The following is a 25,902-nucleotide window of genomic DNA, read 5'->3' as shown; positions in this document are numbered from 1 at the left end:
TGCGCGGTTAATCGACAAACAATTCTTCGCTGCGCTTGATGAGAAGTTTTTCTCGCTGGATATTTCTGATATTGACGTTTTTTTGCCGTCTTTGCAGCGGCGAAAATATTAATTATTTCAACACTACAACATCCACAGGCTGTACAAAATTTATGATCCATCGTTTAACATCGCGTGACATCGTCGCTCTGGGTTTTATGACCTTTGCGCTGTTTGTCGGCGCAGGCAACATTATCTTTCCTCCCATGGTCGGCCTGCAGGCCGGCGAAAACGTGTGGTGGGCCGCGTTTGGCTTTCTGATTACCGCCGTGGGGCTGCCGGTGCTGACCGTGGTCGCGCTGGCGCGCGTAGGCGGCGGGGTTGACAGCCTCAGCTCGCCCATCGGCCGCCGCGCAGGCGTGCTGCTGGCAACCGTGTGCTATCTGGCCGTTGGTCCGCTGTTTGCTACGCCGCGAACCGCCACCGTTTCGTTTGAAGTGGGTATCGCCCCGCTGACCGGCGACGGCGCGACGGCGCTGCTGATTTACAGCCTGGTCTATTTTGCGCTGGTTATTCTGGTTTCTCTGTATCCGGGTAAGCTGCTCGATACCGTGGGCCATTTCCTGGCGCCGCTGAAAATTATCGCGCTGGTTATCCTCAGCGTTGCGGCCATTGTCTGGCCGGCGGGCGGTATCAGCTCTGCCACTGAGGCCTATCAGGCTGCCCCGTTCTCTAACGGTTTTGTTAATGGCTATCTGACAATGGACACGCTGGGCGCGATGGTCTTCGGCATTGTTATTGTCAACGCGGCGCGCTCGCGCGGCGTAAAGGAAGCGCGCCTGCTGACTCGCTATACCATATGGGCGGGCATTATCGCCGGGATTGGCCTGACGTTGCTCTATCTGGCGTTATTCCACCTGGGATCCGACAGCGCTACGCTTGTGGATCAATCTGCTAACGGCGCGGCGATCCTGCATGCCTATGTTCAGCATACGTTCGGCGGTTTCGGCAGCTTCCTGCTTGCTGCGCTCATCTTCCTGGCCTGTATGGTGACGGCGGTGGGGCTGACCTGCGCCTGCGCGGAGTTTTTTGAGCAGTATCTGCCGCTCTCCTACCGTACGCTTGTATTTATTCTCGGTCTGTTTTCGATGGTGGTATCGAACCTTGGGCTGAGCCACTTGATTCATATCTCCATTCCGGTGCTAACGGCTATTTATCCGCCGTGTATTGTACTGGTAGTATTGAGTTTCACCCGTCCGTTGTGGCATAACTCAACCCGTGTTATCGCACCGGCAATGCTGGTCAGCCTGCTGCTGGGTCTGGTTGACGGTCTGAAGGCGGCCGAACTGGGCGCTTTTTTGCCAGGGTGGCTGTCTGGCCTGCCGCTGTCTTCGCAGGGGCTGGCCTGGCTTATTCCGTCGCTTGCCGCGCTGGTGTTATGTGGCCTCTGGGATCGTATTGCGGGGCGTTCGACCGCAACGCATTAAGCGTTTGCATTACTGTTAACCACGGGGTCTCCCGTGGTTTTTTATTTTAATGGATGGCTTCAATGGAAAAAAATAGGCTCAAACGTGGCCTGAGCACGCGACATATTCGTTTTATGGCGCTGGGATCGGCAATTGGCACGGGGCTGTTTTATGGCTCTGCGGATGCTATCAAAATGGCAGGGCCGAGCGTGCTGCTGGCCTACATTGTGGGGGGGATCGCGGCATATATTATTATGCGCGCGCTGGGCGAGATGTCGGTCCACAACCCCTCCGCCAGCTCCTTTTCACGTTATGCGCAGGAAAACCTCGGCCCGCTGGCAGGTTATATCACAGGCTGGACTTACTGTTTTGAAATTCTGATTGTCGCTATCGCGGACGTTACCGCGTTCGGCATTTATATGAGCGTCTGGTTTCCTGACGTGCCGCACTGGATATGGGTGCTGAGCGTGGTGCTGCTGATTTGCGCCATTAACCTGATGAGCGTGAAGGTGTTCGGCGAGCTGGAGTTCTGGTTCTCATTCTTTAAAGTCGCCACCATCATCATCATGATTGTCGCCGGTTTTGGCATCATTATCTGGGGAATCGGCAATGGCGGCCAGCCTACCGGCATTCACAATTTGTGGAGCAACGGCGGGTTCTTTGCCAACGGCTGGCTCGGCACAGTGATGGCGCTACAAATGGTCATGTTTGCTTATGGCGGCATTGAAATTATCGGCATTACCGCCGGTGAGGCTAAAGATCCGCAAAAATCCATTCCACGCGCTATTAATTCGGTGCCGCTGCGTATTCTGGTTTTTTACGTGGGGACGCTGTTTGTCATTATGTCGATTTACCCGTGGAACCAGGTTGGAACGAACGGCAGCCCGTTTGTACTGACCTTCCAGCATCTGGGCATTACGTTTGCCGCCAGCATCCTTAACTTTGTGGTGTTGACCGCATCGCTGTCGGCCATTAACAGCGATGTGTTTGGCGTGGGTCGTATGATGCACGGCATGGCTGAACAGGGGGCCGCGCCGAAAATATTTGCTAAAGTTTCGCGCCAGGGCATTCCCTGGGTTACGGTGGTGGTGATGTCTGTGGCGCTGCTGGTTGCCGTCTACCTGAACTACGTTATGCCGGAAAGCGTATTTTTGGTGATCGCGTCGCTGGCGACCTTTGCCACCGTGTGGGTGTGGATAATGATACTGCTGTCACAGATAGCTTTTCGCCGTCGCCTGTCGAAAGATGACGTTAAAGCGCTGAAGTTTAAAGTGCCCGGCGGCGTGGCGACCACCACGGTAGGGCTTATCTTCCTTGCGTTTATTATCGTGCTGATTGGCCATCATCCCCAGACGCGTATTTCGCTATACGTTGGCATCGCATGGATTGTGCTGCTGCTGATAGGGTGGGTCTTTAAGCGCCGGTATGAGGCGAAAGCGGGTAAATAACGCTTTCGTATAAAGCGGAGCTTTTGATCTGCGCGAAAAACGGTATTGATAAGTGAGGATTAGCGCGCCGGGAGGCTGCGGGCGTTGCTAAACGCCGACAGGCGCGCGTCCTGAAAAACGGCTATAAAATGAAATAAAGGCAAAGAGGGCAAGCGCAGGCGTTTGTCCTCTTTGCCGGCAAACTGGGTTTCGGCGCGCCGAAGCCCTTTTTTGTGTCCGAACCTGATACCGCTGGCGGCGTGAAGCCGCGGGCTTGCTACAGGCGCTTGCGCCGCGCCAGCGCCATCATCTGCGGATAGAATTCGCAAAAAAGCGTTTCCAGCGCGTCATAATTCTCGTCCAGATCGAGCCATGCGTCGCGCAGCGCCGCCAGTTTCGGGCGGCGGTTGGCCATGCCGTTTAGTACGCTGGCGATAAATGTCATATCCGCGTAGCGTATAAGCCAGCGCTCCGACCACAGATAGCGGTTAAGATCGATAAAGTCCGCCGGCGCGCCGGGTAAAACAGGCGCGATTGCCGCTTCGGCGCGGGCGACGAAGCGCGTAAGCGGCTCGTTGGGGGAAAAGTTTGCCCAGTGGCGCGACAGAAAATGATCCCACATCACGTCCAGCGCAATGGGGGAGACCCGGCGCGTTTGCGGGCGAAATCCGGCGCGTGCGGCGCGTACCTGCGCCAGGCTATCCGTCATGGCATCTATGCGGCGATGCATGAAAATGCCCGCCGTCACGTCGGCAGGCCAGGCGTCGGTGGGATTACCGCGTATAAAATCGGCCATCAGGTTGCCCACAAGCGAGCTATCGGCCAGATCGGCAAGGTGCAGGTGTGCCAGAAAATTCATTTGTTACCTTTTATCAGCGTGGCGGAACGGCTTACGGGTTGCAGTGGGTGCGCGCCGGCACTAGACTAGCCGCCTGTTTTTAAGTCAGAGACCCCGTCATGCGCGTCGCCGATTTCACTTTTGAGCTTCCCGAAACTTTAATCGCCCACTACCCGCAGCCGCAGCGCAGCGCCTGCCGCCTGCTGTCGCTGGATGGCCCTTCGGGACGACTGACGCATGGCACTTTCACCGATTTGCTCGATAAGCTCAACCCGGGCGACCTGCTGGTCTTTAATAATACGCAAGTGATCCCGGCGCGTCTGTTTGGACGCAAGGCCAGCGGCGGTAAAATTGAGGTGCTGGTCGAGCGCATGCTTGATGACAGACGCGTGCTGGCCCATATCCGCGCCTCGAAAGCGCCGAAACCCGGCGCTGAACTGCTGCTTGGCGATGATGAAAGCGTACAGGCTACCATGATGGCCCGTCACGGGGCGTTATTTGAAGTTGAATTTAATGATGAACGCCCGGTACTGGATATTTTAAACGGCATTGGCCATATGCCGCTGCCGCCCTATATCGATCGCCCGGACGAAGAAGCGGATCGGGAACTGTACCAGACCGTCTACAGCCGCAAGCCGGGCGCGGTGGCCGCGCCCACGGCCGGGCTGCATTTTGACGACCCCCTGCTTGATGCGCTGCGTAAAAAAGGCGTTGAGATGGCGTTTGTGACGCTGCACGTTGGCGCAGGCACCTTCCAGCCGGTGCGCGTTGACAGCATCGAAGACCATATTATGCATTCGGAATATGCTGAAGTGCCGCAGGAGGTCGTTGACGCGGTGCTGGCGTGTCGCGCGCGCGGCAACCGGGTGGTGGCTGTCGGCACCACTTCGGTGCGCTCGCTGGAAAGCGCCGCGCAGGCGGCAAAACACGATGTTATCGAACCGTTTTTTGGCGATACGCAGATTTTTATCTACCCGGGCTACCAATACCGGGTTATTGATGCGCTGGTGACGAACTTCCACCTGCCTGAGTCCACGCTGATTATGCTGGTTTCGGCGTTTGCCGGTTATCGCCATACCCTGCGCGCCTATAAAGAAGCGGTGAAGGCGGAGTATCGTTTTTTCAGCTATGGGGATGCGATGTTTATCACGTACAATCCGCAGGCCATTGACGAACGCCCCGGCACGTAAACTTTTTCAGCGTGATAGCGTAAGCGAACCTGCCTGTATAAACGGGGGCGCTGGCAACGATATTTAGCGCCGCAGGCTGCGGCTGCGGTTCGTTTGTGATACGTCAGACTGTTTCTCTGACGCAGGAGGAAATGTGAAATTTGAATTACAGACCACTGACGGGCGCGCGCGCCGCGGCCGCCTGGTGTTTGAGCGCGGCACGGTAGAAACGCCCGCGTTTATGCCGGTGGGCACTTACGGCACCGTGAAGGGCATGACCCCGCAAGAGGTGAGCGAGACCGGCGCGCAGATCATCCTTGGCAATACTTTCCACCTGTGGCTGCGCCCGGGACAGGACATCATGAAGCTACACGGCGATCTGCACGACTTTATGCAGTGGCAGGGGCCGATTCTTACCGATTCCGGCGGCTTTCAGGTGTTCAGCCTCGGCGATATCCGGAAAATCACCGAAGAGGGCGTGCATTTTCGCAACCCCATCAATGGCGACCCTATTTTCTTAAGCCCGGAAAAGTCGATGGAAATTCAGTACGATCTCGGATCCGATATCGTTATGATTTTTGATGAATGTACGCCGTACCCGGCGGACTGGGATTATGCGAAACGCTCAATGGAAATGTCTCTGCGCTGGGCGAAACGCAGCCGCAACCGCTTTGATGAGATGAAAAACCCGAATGCGCTGTTCGGGATTATTCAGGGCAGCGTTTACGAAGATTTACGTGATGTCTCAGTGAAAGGGCTGGTAGAAATCGGCTTTGATGGCTACGCTGTCGGCGGCCTGGCGGTTGGGGAACCAAAAGCGGACATGCACCGTATTCTTGAACATGTCTGCCCGCAGATCCCCACTGATAAGCCTCGCTACCTGATGGGCGTGGGGAAACCCGAAGATCTGGTGGAAGGCGTACGTCGCGGTATCGATATGTTCGACTGCGTTATGCCGACCCGCAATGCGCGCAATGGCCATCTGTTCGTCACCGACGGCGTGGTGAAAATCCGTAACGCGAAGCATAAAAACGATACGTCGCCGCTGGATGCCGAGTGCGATTGCTATACGTGCCGCCACTATTCTCGCGCTTATCTACATCATCTGGACAGATGTAATGAGATACTGGGGGCGCGGCTTAACACGATTCATAACCTGCGTTATTACCAGCGCCTGATGGCCGGTTTACGTAAGGCTATTGAAGAGGGTAAATTAGAGCGCTTCGTCCAGGACTTTTACGCACGTCAGGGAAAAACGGCCCCGGCGTTAAGTATTGATTAATCTAAAAATGAGGGAATGTTAATGAGCTTTTTTATTTCTGATGCGGCCGCGGCTACCGGCGCACCGGCTCAGGGGAGTCCGTTATCGCTGATTCTGATGCTGGTTGTTTTTGGCCTGATTTTCTATTTTATGATTCTGCGCCCGCAGCAAAAACGCACCAAAGAGCATAAAAAGCTCATGGACTCCATTGCCAAAGGTGACGAAGTGCTGACTAACGGCGGCCTGGTAGGACGTGTCACCAGGGTGGCGGAAAGCGGCTATATCGCTATCGCTCTTAACGATACCACTGAAGTGGTTATCAAGCGTGATTTCGTCGCAGCGGTCCTGCCGAAAGGCACTATGAAGGCGCTGTAATCTTTCGTTTTCCCTAAGGGAATTGCCGTGTTAAACCGTTATCCTTTGTGGAAGTATTTGATGCTTATCGTCGTGCTTATCGTCGGTCTGCTGTATGCGCTTCCCAACCTGTATGGTGAGGATCCGGCTGTTCAGGTCACTGGCGTGCGCGGAGTCGCCGCCAGTGAGCAGACGCTGATCCAGGTACAGAACACCTTAAAACAAGAAAATATCCCCGCTAAATCTGTGGCGCTGGAAGCGGGGGCTATCCTCGCGCGCTTTGATTCTACCGACGTTCAGCTACGGGCGCGTGAAGCGCTGCTTGGCAAGCTGGGCGACGGATACGTGGTGGCGCTCAATCTTGCGCCCGCAACGCCTGGCTGGCTGCGAGCCATCGCCGCTGAGCCGATGAAGCTGGGCCTTGACCTGCGCGGCGGCGTTCACTTCCTGATGGAAGTGGATATGGAGACGGCGCTTAGCAAACTTCAGGAGCAGACTATGGATAGCCTGCGCAGCGACCTGCGCGAAAAGGGCATCCCCTGGAGCAATGTCCGTAAAGCCAGTAATTACGGTGTGGATATGGCTTTTCGCGATGCGGCAACCCGCGACGCCGCAATTGACTGGCTGCAGCCGCGCCATCGCGATCTGGTGGTGAGCCGCCAGGGCGGTAATGCGCTGCGCGCCGTGATGTCTGACGATCGCCTGCGTGAATCGCGCGAGTATGCTGTTCAGCAGAACATCAATATCCTACGTAACCGCGTTAACCAGCTCGGCGTCGCTGAACCGCTGGTGCAGCGCCAGGGTTCCGACCGTATTGTGGTTGAACTGCCGGGTATTCAGGATACCGCGCGTGCAAAAGAGATTCTGGGTGCGACCGCAACGCTGGAATTCCGCCTGGTGAACACCAACGTCGATGCCGCCGCTGCCGCTTCTGGCCGCGTACCGGGTGATTCAGAGGTGAAGCAAACGCGCGAGGGGCGCCCGGTTGTGCTGTACAAACGCGTCATCCTGACCGGCGATCATATTACCGATTCCACTTCCAGCGCTGATGAGTACAACCTGCCACAGGTGAACATCTCTCTGGACAGCGCGGGCGGCAACATTATGTCCAACTTTACGAAGGACAACGTGGGTAAGCCGATGGCGACGCTGTTTGTCGAATATAAAGACAGCGGCAAAAAAGACGCTAACGGCCGTGCGGTTCTCGTAAAGCAGGAAGAAGTCATCAACGTGGCGAATATCCAGTCGCGTTTGGGCAACAGCTTTCGCATTACCGGTATTGAAAACGCCAACGAGGCGCGCCAGTTGTCGCTGCTGCTGCGTGCAGGCGCGCTGATTGCGCCTATTCAGATTGTTGAAGAGCGCACCATTGGGCCGACGCTTGGGATGCAGAACATCAAACAGGGACTGGAAGCATGCCTGTGGGGCCTTGTTGCCTCTGTTATCTTCATGGTGTTCTTCTATAAGAAATTTGGCGTTATCGCGACGACGGCGCTGGTTGCTAACCTGGTGCTGATTGTCGGCGTAATGTCGCTGCTGCCTGGCGCTACGCTAACAATGCCGGGCATTGCCGGCATTGTACTCACCCTTGCGGTGGCGGTGGATGCTAACGTGCTGATAAACGAACGTATTAAGGAAGAGCTTAAGAACGGTCGTTCGGTGCAGCAGGCTATCCACGAAGGGTATAAGGGCGCGTTCAGCTCCATCATTGACGCCAACCTGACGACGCTTATCACCGCCATCATTCTTTATGCCGTCGGGACCGGTTCTATTAAGGGATTTGCCATTACTACCGCTATCGGTGTGGCAACGTCAATGTTTACCGCTATCGTCGGCACACGCGCCATCGTCAATCTGTTGTACGGCGGCAAGCGTGTTAACAAGCTGTCTATTTAAGGAGTGAGTTGTGGCACAGGAATATACCGTTGAACAACTCAATCATGGCCGTAAAGTGTATGACTTTATGCGCTGGGACAACGTGGCCTTTACCCTTTCCGGTCTGCTGCTGCTGGCGTCGGTCATTATTATCGGCGTACGCGGCTTTAACTGGGGGCTGGATTTTACCGGCGGCACCGTCATTGAGATAAGCCTTGAGAAACCGGCGGAAATGGACGTCATGCGTGGCGCGCTTGAAAAAGCAGGGTTTGCCGATCCGCAGTTGCAAAACTTCGGCAGCAGCCGCGATGTGATGGTGCGTATGCCGCCAGCGCAAGGCGAAACCGGCGGCCAGGCGCTGGGCAGCCAGGTACTGAGTATTATTAACGAGGCGACCGGCCAGCATGCGGCTGTGAAGCGCATTGAGTTTGTTGGCCCGAGCGTGGGCGCGGATCTGGCGCAGGCAGGCAGCATGGCGTTACTGGTGGCGCTTATCTGTATCCTCATTTATGTCGGTTTTCGCTTCGAGTGGCGGCTTGCTCTTGGCGCTGTTCTGGCGCTGGCGCACGATGTTGTGATTACGCTGGGGGTGCTGTCGCTGTTCCATATCGAAGTCGATTTGACCATTATTGCTTCGCTGATGTCGGTAATAGGTTACTCGCTTAACGACAGTATTGTGGTGTCGGATCGTATTCGTGAGAATTTCCGCAAAATTCGCCGCGGCACTTCTTATGAAATCTTCAACGTCTCTCTGACTCAGACGCTAAGCCGCACATTGATGACATCCGGAACCACGCTGATGGTGGTGCTGATGTTGTACATTTTCGGCGGCGCGATGCTGGAAGGTTTCTCGCTGGCGATGCTCATTGGGGTGTCGATTGGTACTATCTCTTCTATTTACGTGGCATCCGCGCTGGCGCTGAAGCTGGGGATGAAGCGTGAACACATCCAGCAGCAGAAAGTTGAAAAAGAAGGGGCGGATCAGCCGTCTATTCTGCCGTAACTGATTGAAAAATCGCACTTTGTAATATCAGTCAGTTAAGGAGGTTTGAACCCTCCTGCGGTTATGTAAAAATCCGGAAATGCTCACCCATTTCCGGATTTTTTATGCGCGCTGGACGGGCGAACAGCCTCATTAACCGCAACGATGCTCTTTGCAACGTGGTAAAAGAGCGTTTCTGTTATTGCGCCAGGCCTGGAAAACAGCCCGTTAGCTGTTTTACTGACGGGCATTACGCTCAGGTTGCCAGGCGTAACGCCCGCACGTTGCCGGCGTTTTTAGTATTGCAGGATAAAAAAAGAACCCGGCGGTTTCACACCGGTTGCTAACAAAAGGGGGCAACAATAAGGGATTGCCCGCTTTATGCATATCAATTTGATTTTTGCGTGGTTCGGCCAGAAATCCATCCACCGCCTCAGGACGGCTTTCTGGCGTCAGAAGTTGTAACCCGCCACCCGATAATAGCCCTGGCCGGTAGACTTCATGTTGAAATCGCCTTTGCCGACGTTCAGGCCCGCGCCATCTTCCCACTGGCCGCCGTTGTGGAAATAACGCGCCGCAAACGCGTAGCGCCAGTGGCTGTAGTTCAGCGACAGGATATGGCTGGAGGCAATGGAATAGCTGGTGCGGTTTGGCAGGACGCCCAGGTCTGATCCCCGGTCAACGTTGGTAAAGCCCGCATAGCTCAGTTTGCCGCCCCACAGTTCGCTCATCGGCACAACGTATTTCACTTTTAAACGGTAGCCGTCCCAGCTAACTTCGTTAGCCGCGCCGTAATTTTCCCACTGGTATTTGGCATAAACGTTTACAAGCAGGCCCACCGGCAGGCCGGTATCAATGTCGGTATCCAGCCCCATATACCAGATTGGCGCTGTTACGACCCATGTCATAAACGTAGTTGTTAGCGAAGCAGCACTCTTTAAACGGCCCAACGCGCCAGTCAGTTTGTCAAAAGACAGACGCGGCTCAATTTCCATAAACAACGGGGAACCGTGGTTTCGGATGCCGCGAGCGTTGCCGCCGCCGCCGAAGAAGCGCAGGGCATCGGTATAACCATAGAAATCAAATGCGCCTTTTCTGGCGAAGGTTTCATATTCCTGCGTTAAAAGAACCGGAAAGCGCGATTTGATCCACCGCGCGATAAATAAGCTTCAATCCGTGAGATAAATGGACACGGTGCGGCTTTTCAGATACTGCAAAGGAATTACAGATTATCAGTCGTAAGCAACCCGGCGCTTACGGGCAAGGATAGCTTCCAGCGCTCTTTTAATCTCAGGAATGGACAGCTTAAGCTGACGGCGGAACGGAAGCTACTGCCGATAATCATCACACCAACAGAAAAGTTATTGCTTATATTTTACTCCGGCAATGATTCATCGGATTCTGTAGCCCTGTCAGGCGGCAAAACATATCTGCCTGGTGGATCTAATATGCTCCGGTCTTCACGCACTGAATTCATATTTACAGGACTGACAGACGACCATTCGACAGATGCATTATTTCTCATGGTTCACTCCGGTAGTGAGTGGTTCGACAGGCGTCATTCGGTCAGGGACAGGCCACTGATTCCGGTAATCCCGGCAATTTCTTCGCTGACGGCTGCCAGTTCACTTTCAAGCCCGGTGCGTTCGCTGACCAGTGCCGCCACGGTCTTACGGCGCTCTGCCAGCGAGGGAAGTTTGTCATTACCCCATGCCACGCTTTTATCCTTTTTGAGCGCTTCGGTCAGGCGGGTGGCGACCACCTCCGGGAAGAAAAAGCAGAGCTTTCGCATAACCGCCATCCCGGTATCTGCCGGGGAGAGATTTCCACCCAGCCCCACCAGACGGCGCAGACCGGAAATGTCGCCATAATCATTTTCCAGACGGCCCCATTGCTCAGAGTTCCCTTCATTACCGGAACAGTTACAAAGGGCATATTTAAACGACTGGTATTCTTCCTGCCCGAATCGCTCAATATATTCAGGAATAAAGGAACAGTAGTCATTAAGCGATAACGGCATATCCTGTAATGCGGTTATTTCGCCGTTAATCTCACTAATGCGACGAGAGAGCTTTTCTTTCTGCTCATTCAGGGAGGTAAGGTTATTTTTAACGGCGTTCAGTGCTTCAATGAGGGAAATAACAGGTTTCATTTTAATAACTCCAGATAAAAGGTGTGGTGAGGGTGAGCGCTTCGGAATAGGAGACGTTGCAGGCTTCGCTCACATCCTTTATTAAAAGGTGCTGCGCTGCTCTCTGGCTATCAGCTATGCCGTCGAACTCTGAGAAATAAACGTGTGATTCATTGTGACCAAAACAGGCCGGGTAAGCGCTTTCCATAAACTCCACCTGCTCCAGCCCTTTAACGGCTGGCGGCTGTGAGCCGAGAAAACCGATATGGCGAAGATACCAGGCTCCGGTGCCAGCCGGGTTGCTGGCCTCGCCGGGTTTATAGAATGACGCAGACACTTTCTTGTAACGCCCTGAGCGTACCAGCCCCAGCAGGGTATCATCCGGTTTTACCAGTGCGAAAAGCCTGCCATTCTTGCTTATCAGTCCGGTCGTTTCGCCATAGGCGGGGCTGTTACTGGCCGGATGCCCCAGACACAGCGGCGCACCATAACCCGCGCGGCGATAACCGTTATAGGCCGCAGCCATGTTGTCGATATCCTCGCCGGAAAAGCTTATTTCCTGTCCCGCCATCGCGGTATGTGTTCCCGCCCGGAATATCTCAACTGTTCTCCAGTTACCAATATTGATATCTGTCATTTTAAATTTGCCCTTGTTTCATATCGCGCTGTGCTTTGTTTTTCTTACGTTCGGCGGCAATAATCTGATAAATGTACTGAATGGAACGCCTGTGTTTTTTAGATAATTCAAAGATAGAAGTACCCTGATAGAAATCAGCCAGTACTTTTGCATTCCTGTCGAAGGTGTTCTTTGATGCCCCCATAGGGATATAAATATTCCCCCCGGAAAACGTTTTTCTGAGACACTCAGTGATAGCGGGAGAGAGTATTTCGGCCTGTGAACAAAAGTAAGGTATGGTTTCTAATGCCTGCTCAATAGATTCAGTCAGCTCATGCAGGAAGCAAACGGCTTTAGGCGCTTTTTCACGGTGCTCTGGCATATACCCCTGACAACCACCAAGCCTGTCCGAGATACCCACAACAATACGATTAGCTGCACCGCAGGACTGTTGCTGTGAATTCCCCCTGTCTATTAAAAGCGCTTCGATAGCGTCGCCCATTGCCCCCAAAGTATCAGATGAAGCGTACAGTCCCTCTCTTGTAATCATAATCACCCCCCGGTAACGGTAAAGATGTGCGCAAAAAAGCCTTTATAAAGCTTTATGAGGTGCCTCACTGGTAACAAACTGGAACATGTACCAATAGCACCTCAAAACGGCTTACAGAGCATTTGAGCGCTGGTTGCTAACGTGAATTAAGAATATGACTTTGGGGTGAGGATGTTTTTTAACGTACTTTAGATATAAAGAAGCCCCTCGACAGAGGGGCTGTGGTGGGGAGATTATTATGGCATCTAACTAATCATTCATGCTTACACAGCCTGTCACCCAGCAAATCAACCATCGCGGTCACGTCTGACAACAATATACTGTTGACTAAAGCCAGAGATGTCTGGCTTGCCTTCTCGCCAGAAGCGGCGGCCAGTTCATCATTCAAGCGACGGACAGCATCAAGACGACTGCTTGCCGCTTCCCATATTTCATTGCTTGGTGCATCCACATTAATGAACAGAATGTCACATGATGTTCCCTGAGACTCATGAGGGCAGGCTCTGAAATTAGCGGTAGCTTTCATTTTGCAGCCCTCCGGTTACTCAAGAGTGAACTGCTCACACCAACTTGGTTTGTTGTGCTGGAATGGTTAAACTTGTTTGTAGCCATTGTCGTTAGCCTTATTAACGGTGGTGGTCAGAGGCCCGGCTTGTGTTCCCGCACAGTCGGGCCTTGTTGTTTTTGTCATTCGATGTGATATACAATCAAATGACAACTTAAATGTAATTAGGTACAATTCACATGTCAACACAAAAGAGTACAAAGAAGGCCAGCGCACCATTCCAGTTACGTTTAGATAATGAGCTAAGAGACGCCATTGAAGAGGCGAGAAAGCAGGATGGTGACGACTCTATAGCTGGATGGATGAAGCGAACATTACGTAAGGAATTAATAAACCGAGGAATTTTGAAATGATATTTGCCACATACCGTCGGAACACCGTATCAACTCAAGAGAAACCGATGGAGCGCCTGGTGGTACAGCTTCGACTTGATGCTGAACTTTCTGAGCGTCTATCCAAGGCAATGAAAGAGGATGGCGATGACAATAAAGCTGGGTGGATTAAACGTTTGTTGCGTCGCGAACTGTATAAACGTGGTATCCCCTCAACGAACTAACTTTTTCACTGAACAAAATAGGTACACCTCATGGCTAGAAAAAAATCACCAACACCTAACTTACTTCCTGACGTGACGCTAAACCCTAAACTGGAAGCCACCCAGAACCTGATGACTACTGTCAGCAGCCAGATGAATGACGAACGTGATCTGCTGAACCAGTTACTAGGCCAGGCACAGATGGCTGATGCATTTGAGCAATTTTCCCGAACGGTTCGGACTTCTAAACTGGCATTTGTTAAAGAAAATAAGCTGTATCGCAATCTAAAGGGCAAGAAGGCACCGAACGGTTCGGAGTTTTCGGGCACATGGGATGAGTTTTGTAATGTTCTAGGAATATCCGTTGATAAGGCAGATTTGGATATTGCCAACCTTACCGCCTTCGGTGAAGAAGCTCTTGAATCCATGTCCCGCATGGGTATCGGCTACCGCGAATTACGCCAGTTCCGCCGTCTGCCGGACGATCAGAAAAGTGCCCTTATCGAGGTGGCAAAAGAAGGTGATAAAGCTGCATTTGTCGAGCTGGCAGAAGAGTTGATTTCGAAGCATGAAAAAGAGAAAGCCGACTTACAAACCGACCTTGAAATTAACCGCCAATCTCTTGCCGAACAAAAAGCAAAGGTACATCGTTTAATTGATGAAAAAACAGAACTTGAAGATAAATTTCGCGTTAGGGTACAACGTGAAACACCGGAAGAAAAAATAGTCCATATCAAGCAAGAAATTGCTGGCTTACAAGTTGGTGCCTTTTCAGCTTTAATGAGCATCAACAATGGGTTTTCAACACTTGCAGACGATACAGAAACTTCTGGAATCGTGCATGCAGGGTATATGGCTGGTATTCTTGATGATATTCAAGAAAGAATAATGCATTTACGTGATAGATTTAACCTTCCGGGCTACCGAGAAATTGGCCCTGATGACTGGATTCGGGATGAAATTGAACACATGAATGCCGACCATTCGCGACAAGATTCCTAGCGTATCGGCGAACTCACTTTAACTCGCTCCGGCTCGAAATTGTGAGTCCGTAGCGAGTTTCAAGTATTGAAACGTTTTTACAGAAAACCCTACCATGAAATCCCTCATGTTCCCCTAACGTCCCATAATTATCTCACGGATACCTTGTATTTATCTCACGTCTAATCAGCGATTGCCGCGCCAGCCGATAACATCATTTTTTTAATAAGTTGCCACTGTATTGAATAATTAACCGGCTGGCCCGGGTTATAAAAACCTGCGTTTTACGTCGTTAACGCAGAGGATAGCCCCAGGCAACGCCGATAGAAATTCCTTTTACGCGACTGCCTCTGTTCACAAAATATTACGTAAGTGATCGATTGCGTTCACGGCTGTGAATGACAAAACGGCGCGCTTCTACCGCTTTTGCTGAATTTGTTCAGGTTCAGGGCGATGGGAACCGGCGGCCGGAAGGCTTCGCACCCGCAGGTGCGAAGAGGGCCATTACTGGCTGAAAGGGGAACGTGGCGGGGCTTGCCAGTTGGCATCCGTTGGCTGGATGGCGTGAATGCGTACAAAGCCCAACTGACCGGGCTGGATGCCCGGCATGTCCAGCGGGATAGCGACATCGCTGGGTACCAGAATGCTTGCTGGCGCGCTAACCGTAAGCGAGTGCGTATTCACTTCGTCGTAGCTGTCGGTTGTGCCGGTAATCTGCCCCCAGACCACCTGCGCGGTGAAGGCGGGCAGCGGTCCACTGTTATCGCCCTGGATATTCAGCGTTGCACGGGCGCCGTTCGCAACGGCGGTGAGATGAGTTAACGACATTTGCAGCATACCTAACTGGCTTTTCAACTGTGCCGGCGTTTGTGAGCCGGGTAGCAGATAGACGCCAGTGGTGGATTTTGCGTTTAGCGCGTTTTGCTGTTTTAGCTTAATAGCCTGCTGGCTAAGCTGCTCCATCTGTTGATTTAGCGCGTTGACCTGCCGGGCGACCTGGCCGACTTCTGCCGCCTGCGCGGCGCAGGCGGCAGAAGTCAGCAGTCCGCCTGCCAGAAAAAACATCACTTTTTGCCTTGCCATGATAAATGTCTTCCTGGGTTCAGTGAATGGATACCGGTTAAGGATAATGCCTTGTTTCTTTATCTCAAAGCGTGCGGTGTTTTGTAGTCCCGCCGGTTCGGGAGTAAACTAAGTACCGTTTAATTTTATTTCAGGTAACGCTATGCATTGCCCATTTTGTCAGGCCGGGGATACCAAAGTCATTGATTCTCGTCTGGTTGGAGAAGGCTCATCGGTGCGTCGCCGTCGCCAGTGCCTGGTTTGCCACGAACGCTTTACCACATTTGAAGTGGCCGAACTGGTGATGCCGCGCGTGATAAAGAGTAACGATATCCGCGAGCCGTTTAATGAAGACAAACTGCGTAGCGGTATGCTCAGGGCGCTGGAAAAGCGCCCGGTCAGCGCCGACGATGTGGAAATGGCGCTTAACCATATCAAGTCCCAGTTGCGCGCCACAGGTGAGCGTGAAGTACCCAGCAAGCAGATTGGTAACCTGGTGATGGAGCAGCTTAAAAAACTCGATAAAGTCGCCTATATTCGTTTTGCCTCGGTTTACCGTAGTTTTGAAGATATCCGCGAATTCGGCGAAGAGATTGCCCGTTTACAGGATTAACACCTATGCAGGATGAAATCTATATGGCGCGTGCGTTACAGCTCGCGCGCCGCGGCCGTTTTACCACTCACCCTAACCCTAACGTAGGCTGCGTGATTGCGCGCGACGGCGAGATTGTCGGTGAAGGCTTTCACTACCGCGCCGGGGAGCCGCATGCGGAGGTGCATGCGCTGCGTATGGCGGGCGATAAAGCCCGCGGCGCGACGGCGTATGTCACGCTTGAGCCATGCAGCCACCACGGGCGTACGCCGCCGTGCTGCGAGGCGTTAATTGACGCAGGCGTCAGCCGCGTTGTAGCCGCAATGCAGGACCCTAACCCCCTGGTGGCCGGGCGTGGCCTGCGTCGCCTGAGCGAAAAAGGTATTGCCGTAAGCCACGGGTTAATGATGGAGGAGGCTGAGGCGCTCAATCGCGGATTTCTTAAACGCATGCGTACCGGGTTTCCGTGGATACAGGTGAAAATGGGCGCGTCTGTTGACGGGCGCACCGCCATGTCCAGCGGCGAAAGCCAGTGGATAACGTCGCCTGAATCGCGCCGTGATGTACAGCGCCTGCGCGCGCAAAGCGCCGCCATCCTCAGCAGCGGCGCCACCGTGCTGGCAGACGATCCGGCCTTGACGGTGCGCTGGAGCGAGCTTGATGAAGGGACTCGCGCGCGTTACCCGCAGCAGGCGCTACGCCAGCCTGTGCGCGTGGTGGTCGACAGCCGCAACCGTGTTACGCCGCAGCACCGGCTGATTCACCAGCCAGGCGAGACCTGGCTTGCGCGCGCGCAGGCCGATGCGCAGCGCTGGCCTGAAGGCGTGGAGCAACTGCTATTGCCGGAACGCGGCGGCCAACTGGATCTGGTTGCCCTGATGATGGTATTGGGGAAGCGTCAGGTAAATTCGGTGTGGGTGGAAGCTGGCGCAGGCCTTGCCGGCGCGCTGTTACAGGCGGGGCTGGTGGATGAATTACTGGTGTATATGGCGCCGATGCTTTTGGGCAACGACGCCCGCGGTTTGTGCCAGTTGCCGGGGCTTGAACGCCTTGCTGACGCGCCCCGGTTGACTTTTAGCGACGTGCGTCGCGTGGGGCCGGATCTGCGCGTTACGCTAACGCCTGCATACGACTGAGCGGTTACGCAAGGCCTGCGTGCGGCGGCGAAAACCGTAAGCAGCGTGCAAAAGATTATGGTAGAATCCGCCCCCCTGCGGGGCTAACTGAACCCTTTTAAGGATTACGTATGAATATTATTGAAGCTAACGTAGCCGCTCCTGACGCTCGCGTCGCCATCACCATCGCGCGTTTTAATAACTTTATCAATGACAGCCTGCTGGAAGGCGCGATTGACGCCCTTAAGCGTATTGGTCAGGTGAAAGACGACAATATTACCGTGGTGTGGGTGCCGGGAGCATATGAACTGCCGCTGGCCGCAGGCGCGCTGGCGAAAACCGGTAAGTATGACGCGGTTATCGCGCTGGGCACGGTCATTCGTGGGGGGACTGCCCACTTTGAATACGTTGCAGGCGGCGCCAGCAACGGCCTGGCTAACGTAGCGCAGGATAGTGAAATCCCGGTTGCCTTTGGCGTGCTGACTACCGAAAGTATTGAGCAGGCTATTGAACGCGCCGGCACGAAAGCGGGTAATAAAGGTGCGGAAGCTGCACTGACCGCGCTGGAAATGATTAATGTACTGAAAGCCATCAGGGCTTGAAAATAGTAAGGGGAATTCTGTGAAACCTGCTGCTCGCCGCCGCGCCCGTGAGTGTGCCGTTCAGGCGCTTTACTCCTGGCAGTTATCCGGGAACGATATTGCCGATGTTGAATACCAGTTTCTGGCGGAACAGGACGTCAAAGACGTTGACGTTGCCTACTTTCGTGAACTGCTCTGCGGAGTGGCGACCAACAGCAAGTATCTCGACGATCTGATGTCGCCATACCTGTCGCGCCAGCTTGAAGAACTGGGACAGGTAGAAAAAGCGGTGCTGCGCGTTGCGCTGTATGAGCTGGCAAAGCGTGACGATGTGCCTTATAAAGTGGCTATCAACGAAGGGATCGAGCTTGCGAAAACCTTTGGCGCAGAAGACAGCCACAAGTTCGTCAACGGTGTGCTGGACAAGGCTGCGCCGCATATTCGCCCCCGCAAAAAATAACGCCTGAGGCCGGATTAGCCGGCCTTCTTTTCTTCTGTTTCAGCCAGAGGCGCACGCTTATGCCAAACGGTGAGTTTTCGCTGATTTCCCGCTACTTTGACCGCTTTCCTAATGCCCGGCGCGACGTGGTTACCGGTATTGGTGATGACTGCGCGCTCCTGGCCGTGCCTGATAAGCAGTGGCTGGCGATAAGTACAGATACGCTGGTATCGGGTATCCACTTTCTGGCGGATATCGATCCGCGCGATCTGGCCTGCAAAGCGCTGGCGGTAAACCTCAGCGATTTGGCTGCTATGGGGGCCGATCCTGCGTGGCTGACGCTGTCTCTGACGCTGCCTGAGGTAAATGAGAGCTGGCTGGAGGCCTTTAGCGACAGTTTGTTTGAACGCCTTAGCTATTATGATATGCAACTGATCGGCGGCGATACCACGCGCGGCCCGCTGTCGATGACGCTTGGGATCCACGGTTTTGTGCCAGTTGGGCGCGCGCTCAGGCGCAGCGGCGCACAGCCGGGGGACTGGATTTACGTTACAGGCACGCTGGGCGACAGCGCAGCGGGGCTGGCGATATTGCAACAGAAATTGCAGGTCTGCGACAGCAGGCAGGCTGAGTATCTTATTAGCCGCCATCTGCATCCGACGCCGCGAATATTGCAGGGGCAGGCGCTGCGCGGCCTGGCCAGCAGCGCTATCGATCTTTCCGATGGCCTGGCGTCGGATCTTGGTCATATTTTAAAGGCCAGCGGCTGCGGCGCGCGAATTGAACTGTCGCGGCTGCCGCTGTCGGGGACGCTGACGGCCTGCGTATCGCACGAGCAGGCCCTCAACTGGGCGCTGGCCGGGGGAGAGGATTACGAACTTTGCTTCACCGTGCCGGAGCGTAACCGCGGCGCGCTGGACGTGGCGTTGGGCAACCTTGGCGTAGACTGGCGCTGTATTGGCCGGATAACGGCGGCGGGCGGTCTGAATTACAGCATGGACGATAAACCGGTAACCGTGGAACTGAAAGGCTATGACCACTTTACAGAGCAGTAGCGCGCAGGCGAAACGCCGCCTTAATATGCGCAACCCCTGGCATTTGCTGGCAACCGGCTTTGGCAGCGGGCTTAGCCCGGTGGTGCCGGGCACAGCGGGCTCGCTGGCGGCTATCCCTTTCTGGTGGTTGTTGACTTTTTTACCGTGGCAGCTTTATTCCCTGGTCGTGATGTTCGGTATCTGCCTTGGCGTTTATATCTGTCACCGCACGGCGAAGGATATGAAGGTGCACGATCACGGCAGTATCGTCTGGGATGAATTTATCGGCATGTGGATTACGCTTATGGCGATTCCGGTTAATGACTGGCGCTGGGTGGCGGCAGGCTTTGTGATTTTCCGTATTCTGGATATGTGGAAGCCGTGGCCAATCCGCTGGTTTGACAGAAATATTCACGGCGGCATGGGGATTATGGTTGATGACATCATCGCCGGCGTGCTGTCGGCAGGGCTTATCTGGCTGATAAGCTATCACTGGCCAATCGGGTTGATGAATTGATTTTGTTGATGAAAAAGGGCGCCAGCGCTCTTTTTCATGCAGCAGTTTGTTGGCAACGGCCTGTATGACGCGATAAACGTTCTCTGGTAAGAAAGGCATACTGAGACTTAATAGCGATGCTAACAGAGACAATTTTGCCGACATAACGCGTATTCTTACAGTGTGGAATGTTGCGCGCTTCGCCGGAACCGGCGAAGCGGTATGCCGTAATTGCGGCGATGAATTTGCAACGAATAAACATCATATATGCCCGGTGGAATCAGGCCGTCGTCAATTGGGCGCAGTATCCAGACGCGGGACAGCCCCTGCGATAAATCGTCTGGCTGGCGATAACCCTGACGCCTCCCTTATTGCGGCGCGCTCGCCGCCCGTCCTCCCGTCTCGCCTTAGCCCGCCATCCCGGCGCGCGCTCCTCGCCTTCGCCTGCGGTTTGCCGGTTTTAGCGGGCGTCAGCCCTCCCATACAGGCTAAAAGCGCGTTTGGCTGACTGGCATTACGTCCTTCAGGTTTTTTATGAAGGGGGCTGCTCTTTCAGGCGGCGACCGGGCATGGTTAGCCCGGTATGCCAGGGAGGATACAGGCCCGGTCAGGATGGCGATATGCGCTTTTCCTGAAGGATGGGAGCGCCTTTTATTCGCACCTGTCGAAGTTGATTAACAACCTAAGCAGGAGCGAAAAGGAAAATCAGGCAAGCCAGGCGCGGATACGCGTTTCCATAGCGTCTGCGCTCAGGCCGACATCGGCGCGCGCTTCTTCCTGTGTGCCCTGCGCGATAAAGCGGTCCGGCAGGCCAATATTAAGTACGGGCACCGTACGGCGGTGGGCCATCAGCAGTTCGTTAACGCCGCTGCCCGCGCCGCCCATCACGGCATTTTCCTCAAGGGTTACCAGCGCGTCATGGCGCGCGGCCAACGCAAGTACCAGCGCATCATCCAGCGGTTTTACAAAACGCATGTCCACAAGCGTCGCATTCATGCGCTCGGCTACTGCCTGCGCCTGTGGCAGCAGCGTGCCAAAGTTCAGAATAGCCAGCTTTTCGCCCTCGCGTTTGATAACGCCTTTGCCAATGGGCAGAGCTTCCAGCGGCGTCAACGCGGCGCCGGTTCCGCTACCGCGCGGGTAGCGTACGGCACAGGGGCCTTGTTTGTACTGGTAACCAGTCCACAGCATCTGGCGACATTCATTCTCGTCGCTGGGCGTCATAATGACCATATCCGGGATGCAGCGCAGGAAGCTGAGATCGAACGCGCCCTGGTGAGTCTGGCCGTCAGCGCCGACGATACCTGCGCGGTCGATAGCGAACAGCACGGGCAGCTTCTGGATAGCCACATCATGAATCACCTGATCGTAGGCGCGTTGCAGGAACGTAGAGTAAATAGCCACTACCGGCCTGTAGCCGCCGATGGCGAGGCCTGCGGCAAAGGTGACGGCGTGCTGCTCGGCAATGGCTACATCAAAATAGCGATCGGGGTATCGGCGTGAAAATTCCACCATTCCGGAACCTTCACGCATGGCCGGGGTGATAGCCATTAATTTTTCGTCGCGCTCAGCTACGTCGCACAGCCAGTCGCCAAAGATTTTTGAGTAGGTCGGCGGGCCGCCGCTGGATTTCGGCAACAGGCCTCTGCTCGGATCGAACTTCGGCACGGCGTGGAAGGTGATGGGATCTTTCTCTGCAGGCTCGTAGCCGCGACCCTTTTTAGTCATGACGTGCAGGAACTGCGGGCCTTTCAGATCGCGCATATTTTTAAGCGTACTGACAAGCGCCAGCACGTCGTGGCCGTCCACCGGGCCAATGTAATTAAAGCCCAGTTCTTCAAACAGCGTACCCGGCACCACCATACCTTTGATGTGCTCTTCGGTGCGTTTGAGCAGTTCGCGAATCGGGGGAACGCCAGAGAAGACTTTTTTGCCGCCTTCGCGCAGGCTGGAGTAGAGCTTGCCGGAAAGTAGCTGCGCCAGGTGGTTATTGAGCGCGCCGACGTTCTCGGAAATCGACATTTCGTTGTCGTTGAGGATAACCAGCATATCCGGGCGGATATCCCCTGCGTGGTTCATGGCCTCGAACGCCATACCGGCAGTAATGGCGCCGTCGCCGATAACGCATACGGTGCGCCTGTCTTTTCCCTCTTTTTCCGCCGCCACGGCAATGCCGATACCGGCGCTGATGGAGGTGGATGAGTGGCCGACGCTCAGCACATCGTATTCGCTTTCGCCGCGCCACGGGAACGGGTGCAGGCCGCCTTTCTGGCGGATAGTGCCTATTCTGTCGCGGCGACCGGTGAGAATTTTGTGCGGATAGGCCTGATGGCCGACGTCCCAGATCAGTCTGTCGAACGGCGTGTTATAGACGTAGTGCAGCGCGACGGTCAATTCAATCGTGCCAAGGCCGGAGGCAAAGTGTCCGCTGGAGCGGCTGACGCTGTCCAGCAGATAGCGACGCAGCTCGTCGCACAGCTTCGTCAGGCTCTCTTTGGGCAGCAGACGCAACTCCTGGGTTGATTCAACCAGGGCCAGCGTTGGGTATTTGGCGTTGTCAAAACTCATCGGGAACTCGTTATGTATATTTTATTTATCACGCTTGATAATGTAATGCGCCAGCGCTTCCAGCGCTGAAGTATCCAGAGCGGTCTGTTGCAGCTCGCCAAGCGCTTCCAGCGCCGTTGCGCACAGATCCTGGGCCTTTTTCCGGGCCTGCTCCAGCCCCAGCAGCGCCGGGTAGGTGCTTTTACCAAGCTGCATATCGCGTCCCTGGCTTTTACCCGTGGTGGCGGTATCGCCCACTACGTCAAGAATGTCGTCCTGCACCTGAAATGCCAGCCCGATATTATTTGCATAAATATCCAGCAGGGGCATTGCACGGCGCCCTTTGTCGCCTGCGCTCAGCGCGCCCAGGCGCACCGCGGCGCGAATGAGCGCGCCGGTTTTCAGCGAATGAATACGCTCAAGCATCTCCAGGGTAATGCGCTGGCCCTCGGCTGCCAGATCCAGCGCCTGCCCCCCGCACATGCCTGCAATGCCGCTGGCCTGAGCCAGTTCGGAAATCATGGCCAGACGCTGTTGAATTTCTACACCGGACATAGGGGCGTTACTTAGTATAGAAAATGCCAGCGTTTGTAGAGCGTCGCCGGCAAGAATGGCGTGAGCTTCGCCAAATTTTATATGGCATGTGGGCTGGCCGCGGCGCAGCGCATCATCATCCATCGCGGGCAGGTCGTCGTGAATCAGCGAGTAGGCGTGAATGCACTCTACGGCAGCGGCGGGGATATCCAGCGTTTGTAGCTCTACGCCAAACATTTCGCCCGTTGCGTAAACCAGAAACGGGCGCAGCCGCTTGCCGCCCAGCAGCGCGCCGTACTGCATGGCGTCAACAACGCGTGTATTCTGAAGGGCATGCGGCGTGATAAAGCGGAGCAACGCCTGATTGACCCGCTCGGCGCGGGCCTGCATTAAAGCGACAAAATTCATTACTGGGCGTCCGGCGTGAAGGGCGTCAGCGACGCCTCTTCGCTGTCACTAAGGAGAATTTGTACGCGCTGCTCCGCCTGCTGCAATTTCGCCTGTCCCTCGCGCGCAAGCTGCACGCCGCGTTCGAATTCGTTCAGGGCTTCTTCCAGGGGGAGATCGCCGCCTTCAAGACGGTTGACAATCTGCTCCAGCTCCGCAAGCGCTTTCTCGAAGCTGGCCGGGCTTTCTTTCTTTTTCGGCATGATGGCTCTGTGCTGTCGTTTTCGCGAATCCGTCATGGTAACGGAGATAAAATGATATTCAAACATCCCCCTTCATTCTTTCGCCGCGCGGGCCTGCGCCTGTTGAGCGTGGCTGTGAGGCAAACGCCGCGTACTGTTTAACGGCGATATGTCGCGTCCTGAATGAACGCAGGGCGGTGCCTGTCGTTATGTGAGCAGTCTCACAGGGATGGTGATATACTTGCGCGTCCCGGATGCAGGTACGCTTTTCTGGCCTGTGTACTACTACTTTTTTCAGCCAGCGATCATTGTAGACATGGCTGACCAACGAACCTTTACTAGTCGCCATGAAGTTTATCATTAAATTGTTCCCGGAAATCACAATTAAAAGCCAGTCTGTTCGTTTACGCTTTATAAAAATTCTGACCGGGAATATCCGCAATGTACTGAAACCCTTTGATGAGAGCCTGGCCGTGGTCCGCCACTGGGATCACATCGAAGTGCGCGCCAGAGATGAAGCGCAGCGCCCGGCCATTCGTGACGCGCTGACGCGTATTCCCGGCATTCATCATATTCTCGACGTGGAAGATACATCCTATAGTTCTGTACACGATATTTTCGAACAGGCGCTGGCGCTTTATCGCGATCGGCTGGAAGGGAAAACGTTTTGTGTACGCGTAAAACGCCGGGGAAAGCATGCTTTTACCTCTATTGAGGTGGAACGCTATGTAGGCAGCGGCCTGAACCAGCATATTGAATCCGCGAAGGTGAAACTGACGCGCCCCGAGGTGACCGTTAATCTGGAAATTGAAAACGATCGCCTGCTGTTAGTGAAAGATCGCCACGAAGGTATTGGCGGTTTCCCCATCGGCACGCAGGAAGATGTGCTGTCGCTGATTTCCGGCGGATTTGACTCCGGCGTCTCCAGCTATATGCTGATGCGCCGCGGCTGCCGCGTACACTACTGCTTTTTTAATCTTGGCGGCGCGGCGCACGAAATTGGCGTGCGGCAGGCGGCGCATTATTTATGGAGCCGCTACGGCAGTTCGCACCGCGTGCGTTTTGTGGCGATCAATTTTGAACCTGTCGTTGGTGAAATCCTGGAAAAAATTGACGACGGCCAGATGGGCGTGGCGCTTAAACGCATGATGGTGCGCGCAGCGTCGAAAGTGGCTGAACGCTATGGCGTGCAGGCGCTGGTGACCGGCGAGGCGTTGGGCCAGGTGTCCAGCCAGACGCTGACCAACCTGCGTCTGATTGATAATGTTTGCGATACGCTGATTCTGCGTCCGCTGATTGCTTATGACAAAGAACATATCATCAGTCTGGCGCGTAAGATCGGCACGGAAGATTTTGCCCGTACGATGCCTGAGTACTGCGGCGTGATTTCCAAAAGCCCAACGGTGAAGGCAGTAAAAGCGCGTATTGAAGCGGAAGAGCAGAAATTTGATTTCAGCATTCTGGAGCAGGTGGTCGCGCAGGCGAATAATCTCGATATTCGTGAAATTGCTCAGCAGACCGCGCAGGATGTGGTGGAAGTGGAAACCGTGAATGGCTTTGGCGCCGATGACGTAATACTGGACATCCGTTCTGTTGATGAACAGGATGAAAAGCCGCTGGTTATTGATGGCGTACAGGTGGTTTCGCTGCCGTTTTATAAACTCAGTACGCAGTTTGGCGAACTTGATCAGAGCAAGACCTGGCTGCTGTGGTGTGAGCGTGGCGTTATGAGCCGCTTACAGGCGTTGTATCTGCGCGAGCAGGGGTTTACCAACGTGAAAGTATACCGCCCGTAATCGAACTTTTATCGCCGGGGCCGCAGACGCGGTTCCCGGCGAATATTCTCCGCGCGACGCTTATTTCTGCCTCTTTCAGTCCCGACATTGCCTGAGGAATAACTTTTTTATAACGGGATGCCGTTATTACGTAATTTACAGGAATTGTTATTCGTAAGATTTATTGGTTTTTTTCTGATTATTTATTTTAACCGTATAACCCGTCTCATTTCTGCGATTTTTCTGAAGCTATTCACTTTCATTAATGTAATATTATCAACTGTTTTATTGGCTATTTATTCTCCAGAAACGCTTTTATTTATATTACGAAGGAGTAATGGAGTTTAACTATTAAATAAGGACATTGAT

General features: G+C 54.3%; 26 protein-coding genes. 16 read left to right on the top strand and 10 right to left on the bottom strand.

The window, feature by feature from the left end:
- The first annotated feature begins 152 nt into the window (after positions 1-152).
- Positions 153-1,466: a branched-chain amino acid transporter carrier protein BrnQ gene (gene brnQ / locus JJB97_RS04510; RefSeq protein ID WP_238712748.1), complete on the top strand. Its 1,314-nt coding sequence runs from the start codon at positions 153-155 to the stop codon at positions 1,464-1,466.
- Between the two features lie 62 nt (positions 1,467-1,528).
- Positions 1,529-2,893 (top strand): proline-specific permease ProY, encoded by a 1,365-nt coding sequence (proY, locus tag JJB97_RS04505; RefSeq protein ID WP_238712745.1) that lies wholly within the window; start codon positions 1,529-1,531, stop codon positions 2,891-2,893.
- A gap of 256 nt (positions 2,894-3,149) precedes the next feature.
- Here the strand turns inward: proY and JJB97_RS04500 are convergent, their stop codons facing one another.
- Complete coding sequence (locus JJB97_RS04500) at positions 3,150-3,731, bottom strand: ACP phosphodiesterase (RefSeq protein WP_238712742.1); 582 nt, start codon at positions 3,729-3,731, stop codon at positions 3,150-3,152.
- A gap of 98 nt (positions 3,732-3,829) precedes the next feature.
- Here JJB97_RS04500 and queA point away from each other — a divergent pair, with 98 nt between their 5' ends.
- The 5 genes from queA to secF all read left to right on the top strand — a co-directional run bounded on the left by queA (position 3,830) and on the right by secF (position 9,372).
- Positions 3,830-4,900: a tRNA preQ1(34) S-adenosylmethionine ribosyltransferase-isomerase QueA gene (gene queA / locus JJB97_RS04495; RefSeq protein WP_238712739.1), complete on the top strand. Its 1,071-nt coding sequence runs from the start codon at positions 3,830-3,832 to the stop codon at positions 4,898-4,900.
- A 133-nt stretch (positions 4,901-5,033) separates the two neighbouring features.
- Positions 5,034-6,161 carry a tRNA guanosine(34) transglycosylase Tgt gene (gene tgt, locus JJB97_RS04490; protein WP_238712737.1) on the top strand — a complete coding sequence of 376 codons (1,128 nt, stop codon included), beginning with the start codon at positions 5,034-5,036 and terminating at the stop codon, positions 6,159-6,161.
- Positions 6,162-6,182: 21 nt separating this feature from the next.
- The gene (yajC, locus tag JJB97_RS04485; protein WP_238712735.1) at positions 6,183-6,515 is read left to right on the top strand and encodes a preprotein translocase subunit YajC; all 333 of its coding nucleotides are present in this window, start codon (positions 6,183-6,185) and stop codon (positions 6,513-6,515) included.
- 27 nt (positions 6,516-6,542) lie between these two features.
- Positions 6,543-8,390: a protein translocase subunit SecD gene (gene secD / locus JJB97_RS04480; RefSeq protein WP_238712733.1), complete on the top strand. Its 1,848-nt coding sequence runs from the start codon at positions 6,543-6,545 to the stop codon at positions 8,388-8,390.
- A 10-nt stretch (positions 8,391-8,400) separates the two neighbouring features.
- The gene (secF, locus tag JJB97_RS04475; RefSeq protein ID WP_238712731.1) at positions 8,401-9,372 is read left to right on the top strand and encodes a protein translocase subunit SecF; all 972 of its coding nucleotides are present in this window, start codon (positions 8,401-8,403) and stop codon (positions 9,370-9,372) included.
- A 431-nt stretch (positions 9,373-9,803) separates the two neighbouring features.
- Here secF and JJB97_RS04470 read toward each other — a convergent pair whose 3' ends face one another.
- The 5 genes from JJB97_RS04470 to JJB97_RS04450 form a co-directional block, all read right to left on the bottom strand.
- Entirely contained in the window at positions 9,804-10,499 is a 696-nt protein-coding gene (locus JJB97_RS04470) for an outer membrane protein OmpK (RefSeq protein WP_317980877.1), read from the bottom strand.
- Positions 10,500-10,909: 410 nt separating this feature from the next.
- Positions 10,910-11,503 (bottom strand): hypothetical protein, encoded by a 594-nt coding sequence (locus JJB97_RS04465; RefSeq protein WP_238712729.1) that lies wholly within the window; start codon positions 11,501-11,503, stop codon positions 10,910-10,912.
- A gap of 1 nt (position 11,504) precedes the next feature.
- Complete coding sequence (locus tag JJB97_RS04460) at positions 11,505-12,119, bottom strand: hypothetical protein (RefSeq protein ID WP_238712727.1); 615 nt, start codon at positions 12,117-12,119, stop codon at positions 11,505-11,507.
- Between the two features lies 1 nt (position 12,120).
- Positions 12,121-12,648, bottom strand: coding sequence for a Mor transcription activator family protein (locus JJB97_RS04455; protein ID WP_238712724.1), 528 nt, complete (start codon positions 12,646-12,648; stop codon positions 12,121-12,123).
- A gap of 253 nt (positions 12,649-12,901) precedes the next feature.
- Positions 12,902-13,174, bottom strand: coding sequence for a hypothetical protein (locus JJB97_RS04450; RefSeq protein WP_238712721.1), 273 nt, complete (start codon positions 13,172-13,174; stop codon positions 12,902-12,904).
- Positions 13,175-13,562: 388 nt separating this feature from the next.
- Between JJB97_RS04450 and JJB97_RS04445 the strand changes: the two genes are divergently transcribed.
- Positions 13,563-13,769, top strand: coding sequence for a hypothetical protein (locus tag JJB97_RS04445; protein WP_238712844.1), 207 nt, complete (start codon positions 13,563-13,565; stop codon positions 13,767-13,769).
- A gap of 30 nt (positions 13,770-13,799) precedes the next feature.
- Positions 13,800-14,750 (top strand): hypothetical protein, encoded by a 951-nt coding sequence (locus JJB97_RS04440; protein ID WP_238712718.1) that lies wholly within the window; start codon positions 13,800-13,802, stop codon positions 14,748-14,750.
- 483 nt (positions 14,751-15,233) lie between these two features.
- Here JJB97_RS04440 and JJB97_RS04435 read toward each other — a convergent pair whose 3' ends face one another.
- The gene (locus JJB97_RS04435; protein WP_238712715.1) at positions 15,234-15,812 is read right to left on the bottom strand and encodes a DUF3251 domain-containing protein; all 579 of its coding nucleotides are present in this window, start codon (positions 15,810-15,812) and stop codon (positions 15,234-15,236) included.
- A 142-nt stretch (positions 15,813-15,954) separates the two neighbouring features.
- On the opposite strand from JJB97_RS04435, the gene nrdR reads away from it, so the two are divergent.
- The 6 genes from nrdR (at position 15,955) to pgpA (ending at position 20,069) form a co-directional block, all read left to right on the top strand.
- A complete protein-coding gene (gene nrdR / locus JJB97_RS04430; RefSeq protein WP_238712712.1) occupies positions 15,955-16,404 on the top strand; it encodes a transcriptional regulator NrdR in 450 nt (149 codons plus the stop codon).
- Positions 16,405-16,409: 5 nt separating this feature from the next.
- Positions 16,410-17,519: a bifunctional diaminohydroxyphosphoribosylaminopyrimidine deaminase/5-amino-6-(5-phosphoribosylamino)uracil reductase RibD gene (gene ribD, locus JJB97_RS04425; RefSeq protein WP_238712709.1), complete on the top strand. Its 1,110-nt coding sequence runs from the start codon at positions 16,410-16,412 to the stop codon at positions 17,517-17,519.
- A gap of 110 nt (positions 17,520-17,629) precedes the next feature.
- Positions 17,630-18,100: a 6,7-dimethyl-8-ribityllumazine synthase gene (ribH, locus tag JJB97_RS04420; protein ID WP_238712706.1), complete on the top strand. Its 471-nt coding sequence runs from the start codon at positions 17,630-17,632 to the stop codon at positions 18,098-18,100.
- 19 nt (positions 18,101-18,119) lie between these two features.
- On the top strand, positions 18,120-18,539 hold the full coding sequence (gene nusB / locus JJB97_RS04415) for a transcription antitermination factor NusB (RefSeq protein WP_238712704.1): 420 nt from the start codon (positions 18,120-18,122) through the stop codon (positions 18,537-18,539).
- Between the two features lie 59 nt (positions 18,540-18,598).
- A complete protein-coding gene (gene thiL, locus JJB97_RS04410; protein ID WP_238712701.1) occupies positions 18,599-19,573 on the top strand; it encodes a thiamine-phosphate kinase in 975 nt (324 codons plus the stop codon).
- Positions 19,551-20,069 (top strand): phosphatidylglycerophosphatase A, encoded by a 519-nt coding sequence (gene pgpA / locus JJB97_RS04405; RefSeq protein WP_238712698.1) that lies wholly within the window; start codon positions 19,551-19,553, stop codon positions 20,067-20,069. The genes thiL and pgpA overlap by 23 nt, the downstream gene beginning before the upstream one ends.
- A gap of 684 nt (positions 20,070-20,753) precedes the next feature.
- Here pgpA and dxs read toward each other — a convergent pair.
- The 3 genes from dxs to xseB are packed head-to-tail and all read right to left on the bottom strand — an operon-like array spanning position 20,754 to position 23,779.
- A complete protein-coding gene (gene dxs / locus JJB97_RS04400; protein ID WP_238712693.1) occupies positions 20,754-22,616 on the bottom strand; it encodes a 1-deoxy-D-xylulose-5-phosphate synthase in 1,863 nt (620 codons plus the stop codon).
- A 21-nt stretch (positions 22,617-22,637) separates the two neighbouring features.
- Entirely contained in the window at positions 22,638-23,537 is a 900-nt protein-coding gene (gene ispA, locus JJB97_RS04395) for a (2E,6E)-farnesyl diphosphate synthase (protein ID WP_238712691.1), read from the bottom strand.
- On the bottom strand, positions 23,537-23,779 hold the full coding sequence (xseB, locus tag JJB97_RS04390) for an exodeoxyribonuclease VII small subunit (RefSeq protein WP_238712836.1): 243 nt from the start codon (positions 23,777-23,779) through the stop codon (positions 23,537-23,539). The genes ispA and xseB overlap by 1 nt, the downstream gene beginning before the upstream one ends.
- A gap of 326 nt (positions 23,780-24,105) precedes the next feature.
- On the opposite strand from xseB, the gene thiI reads away from it, so the two are divergent.
- Positions 24,106-25,554, top strand: coding sequence for a tRNA uracil 4-sulfurtransferase ThiI (gene thiI / locus JJB97_RS04385; RefSeq protein ID WP_238712687.1), 1,449 nt, complete (start codon positions 24,106-24,108; stop codon positions 25,552-25,554).
- Positions 25,555-25,902: the final 348 nt, after the last annotated feature.

The sequence above is a fragment of the Tenebrionibacter intestinalis genome (assembly GCF_016632365.1).
Classification (GTDB): Bacteria; Pseudomonadota; Gammaproteobacteria; order Enterobacterales; family Enterobacteriaceae; genus Tenebrionibacter; species Tenebrionibacter intestinalis.
This window is presented reverse-complemented; position numbering and strand designations above follow the sequence as displayed.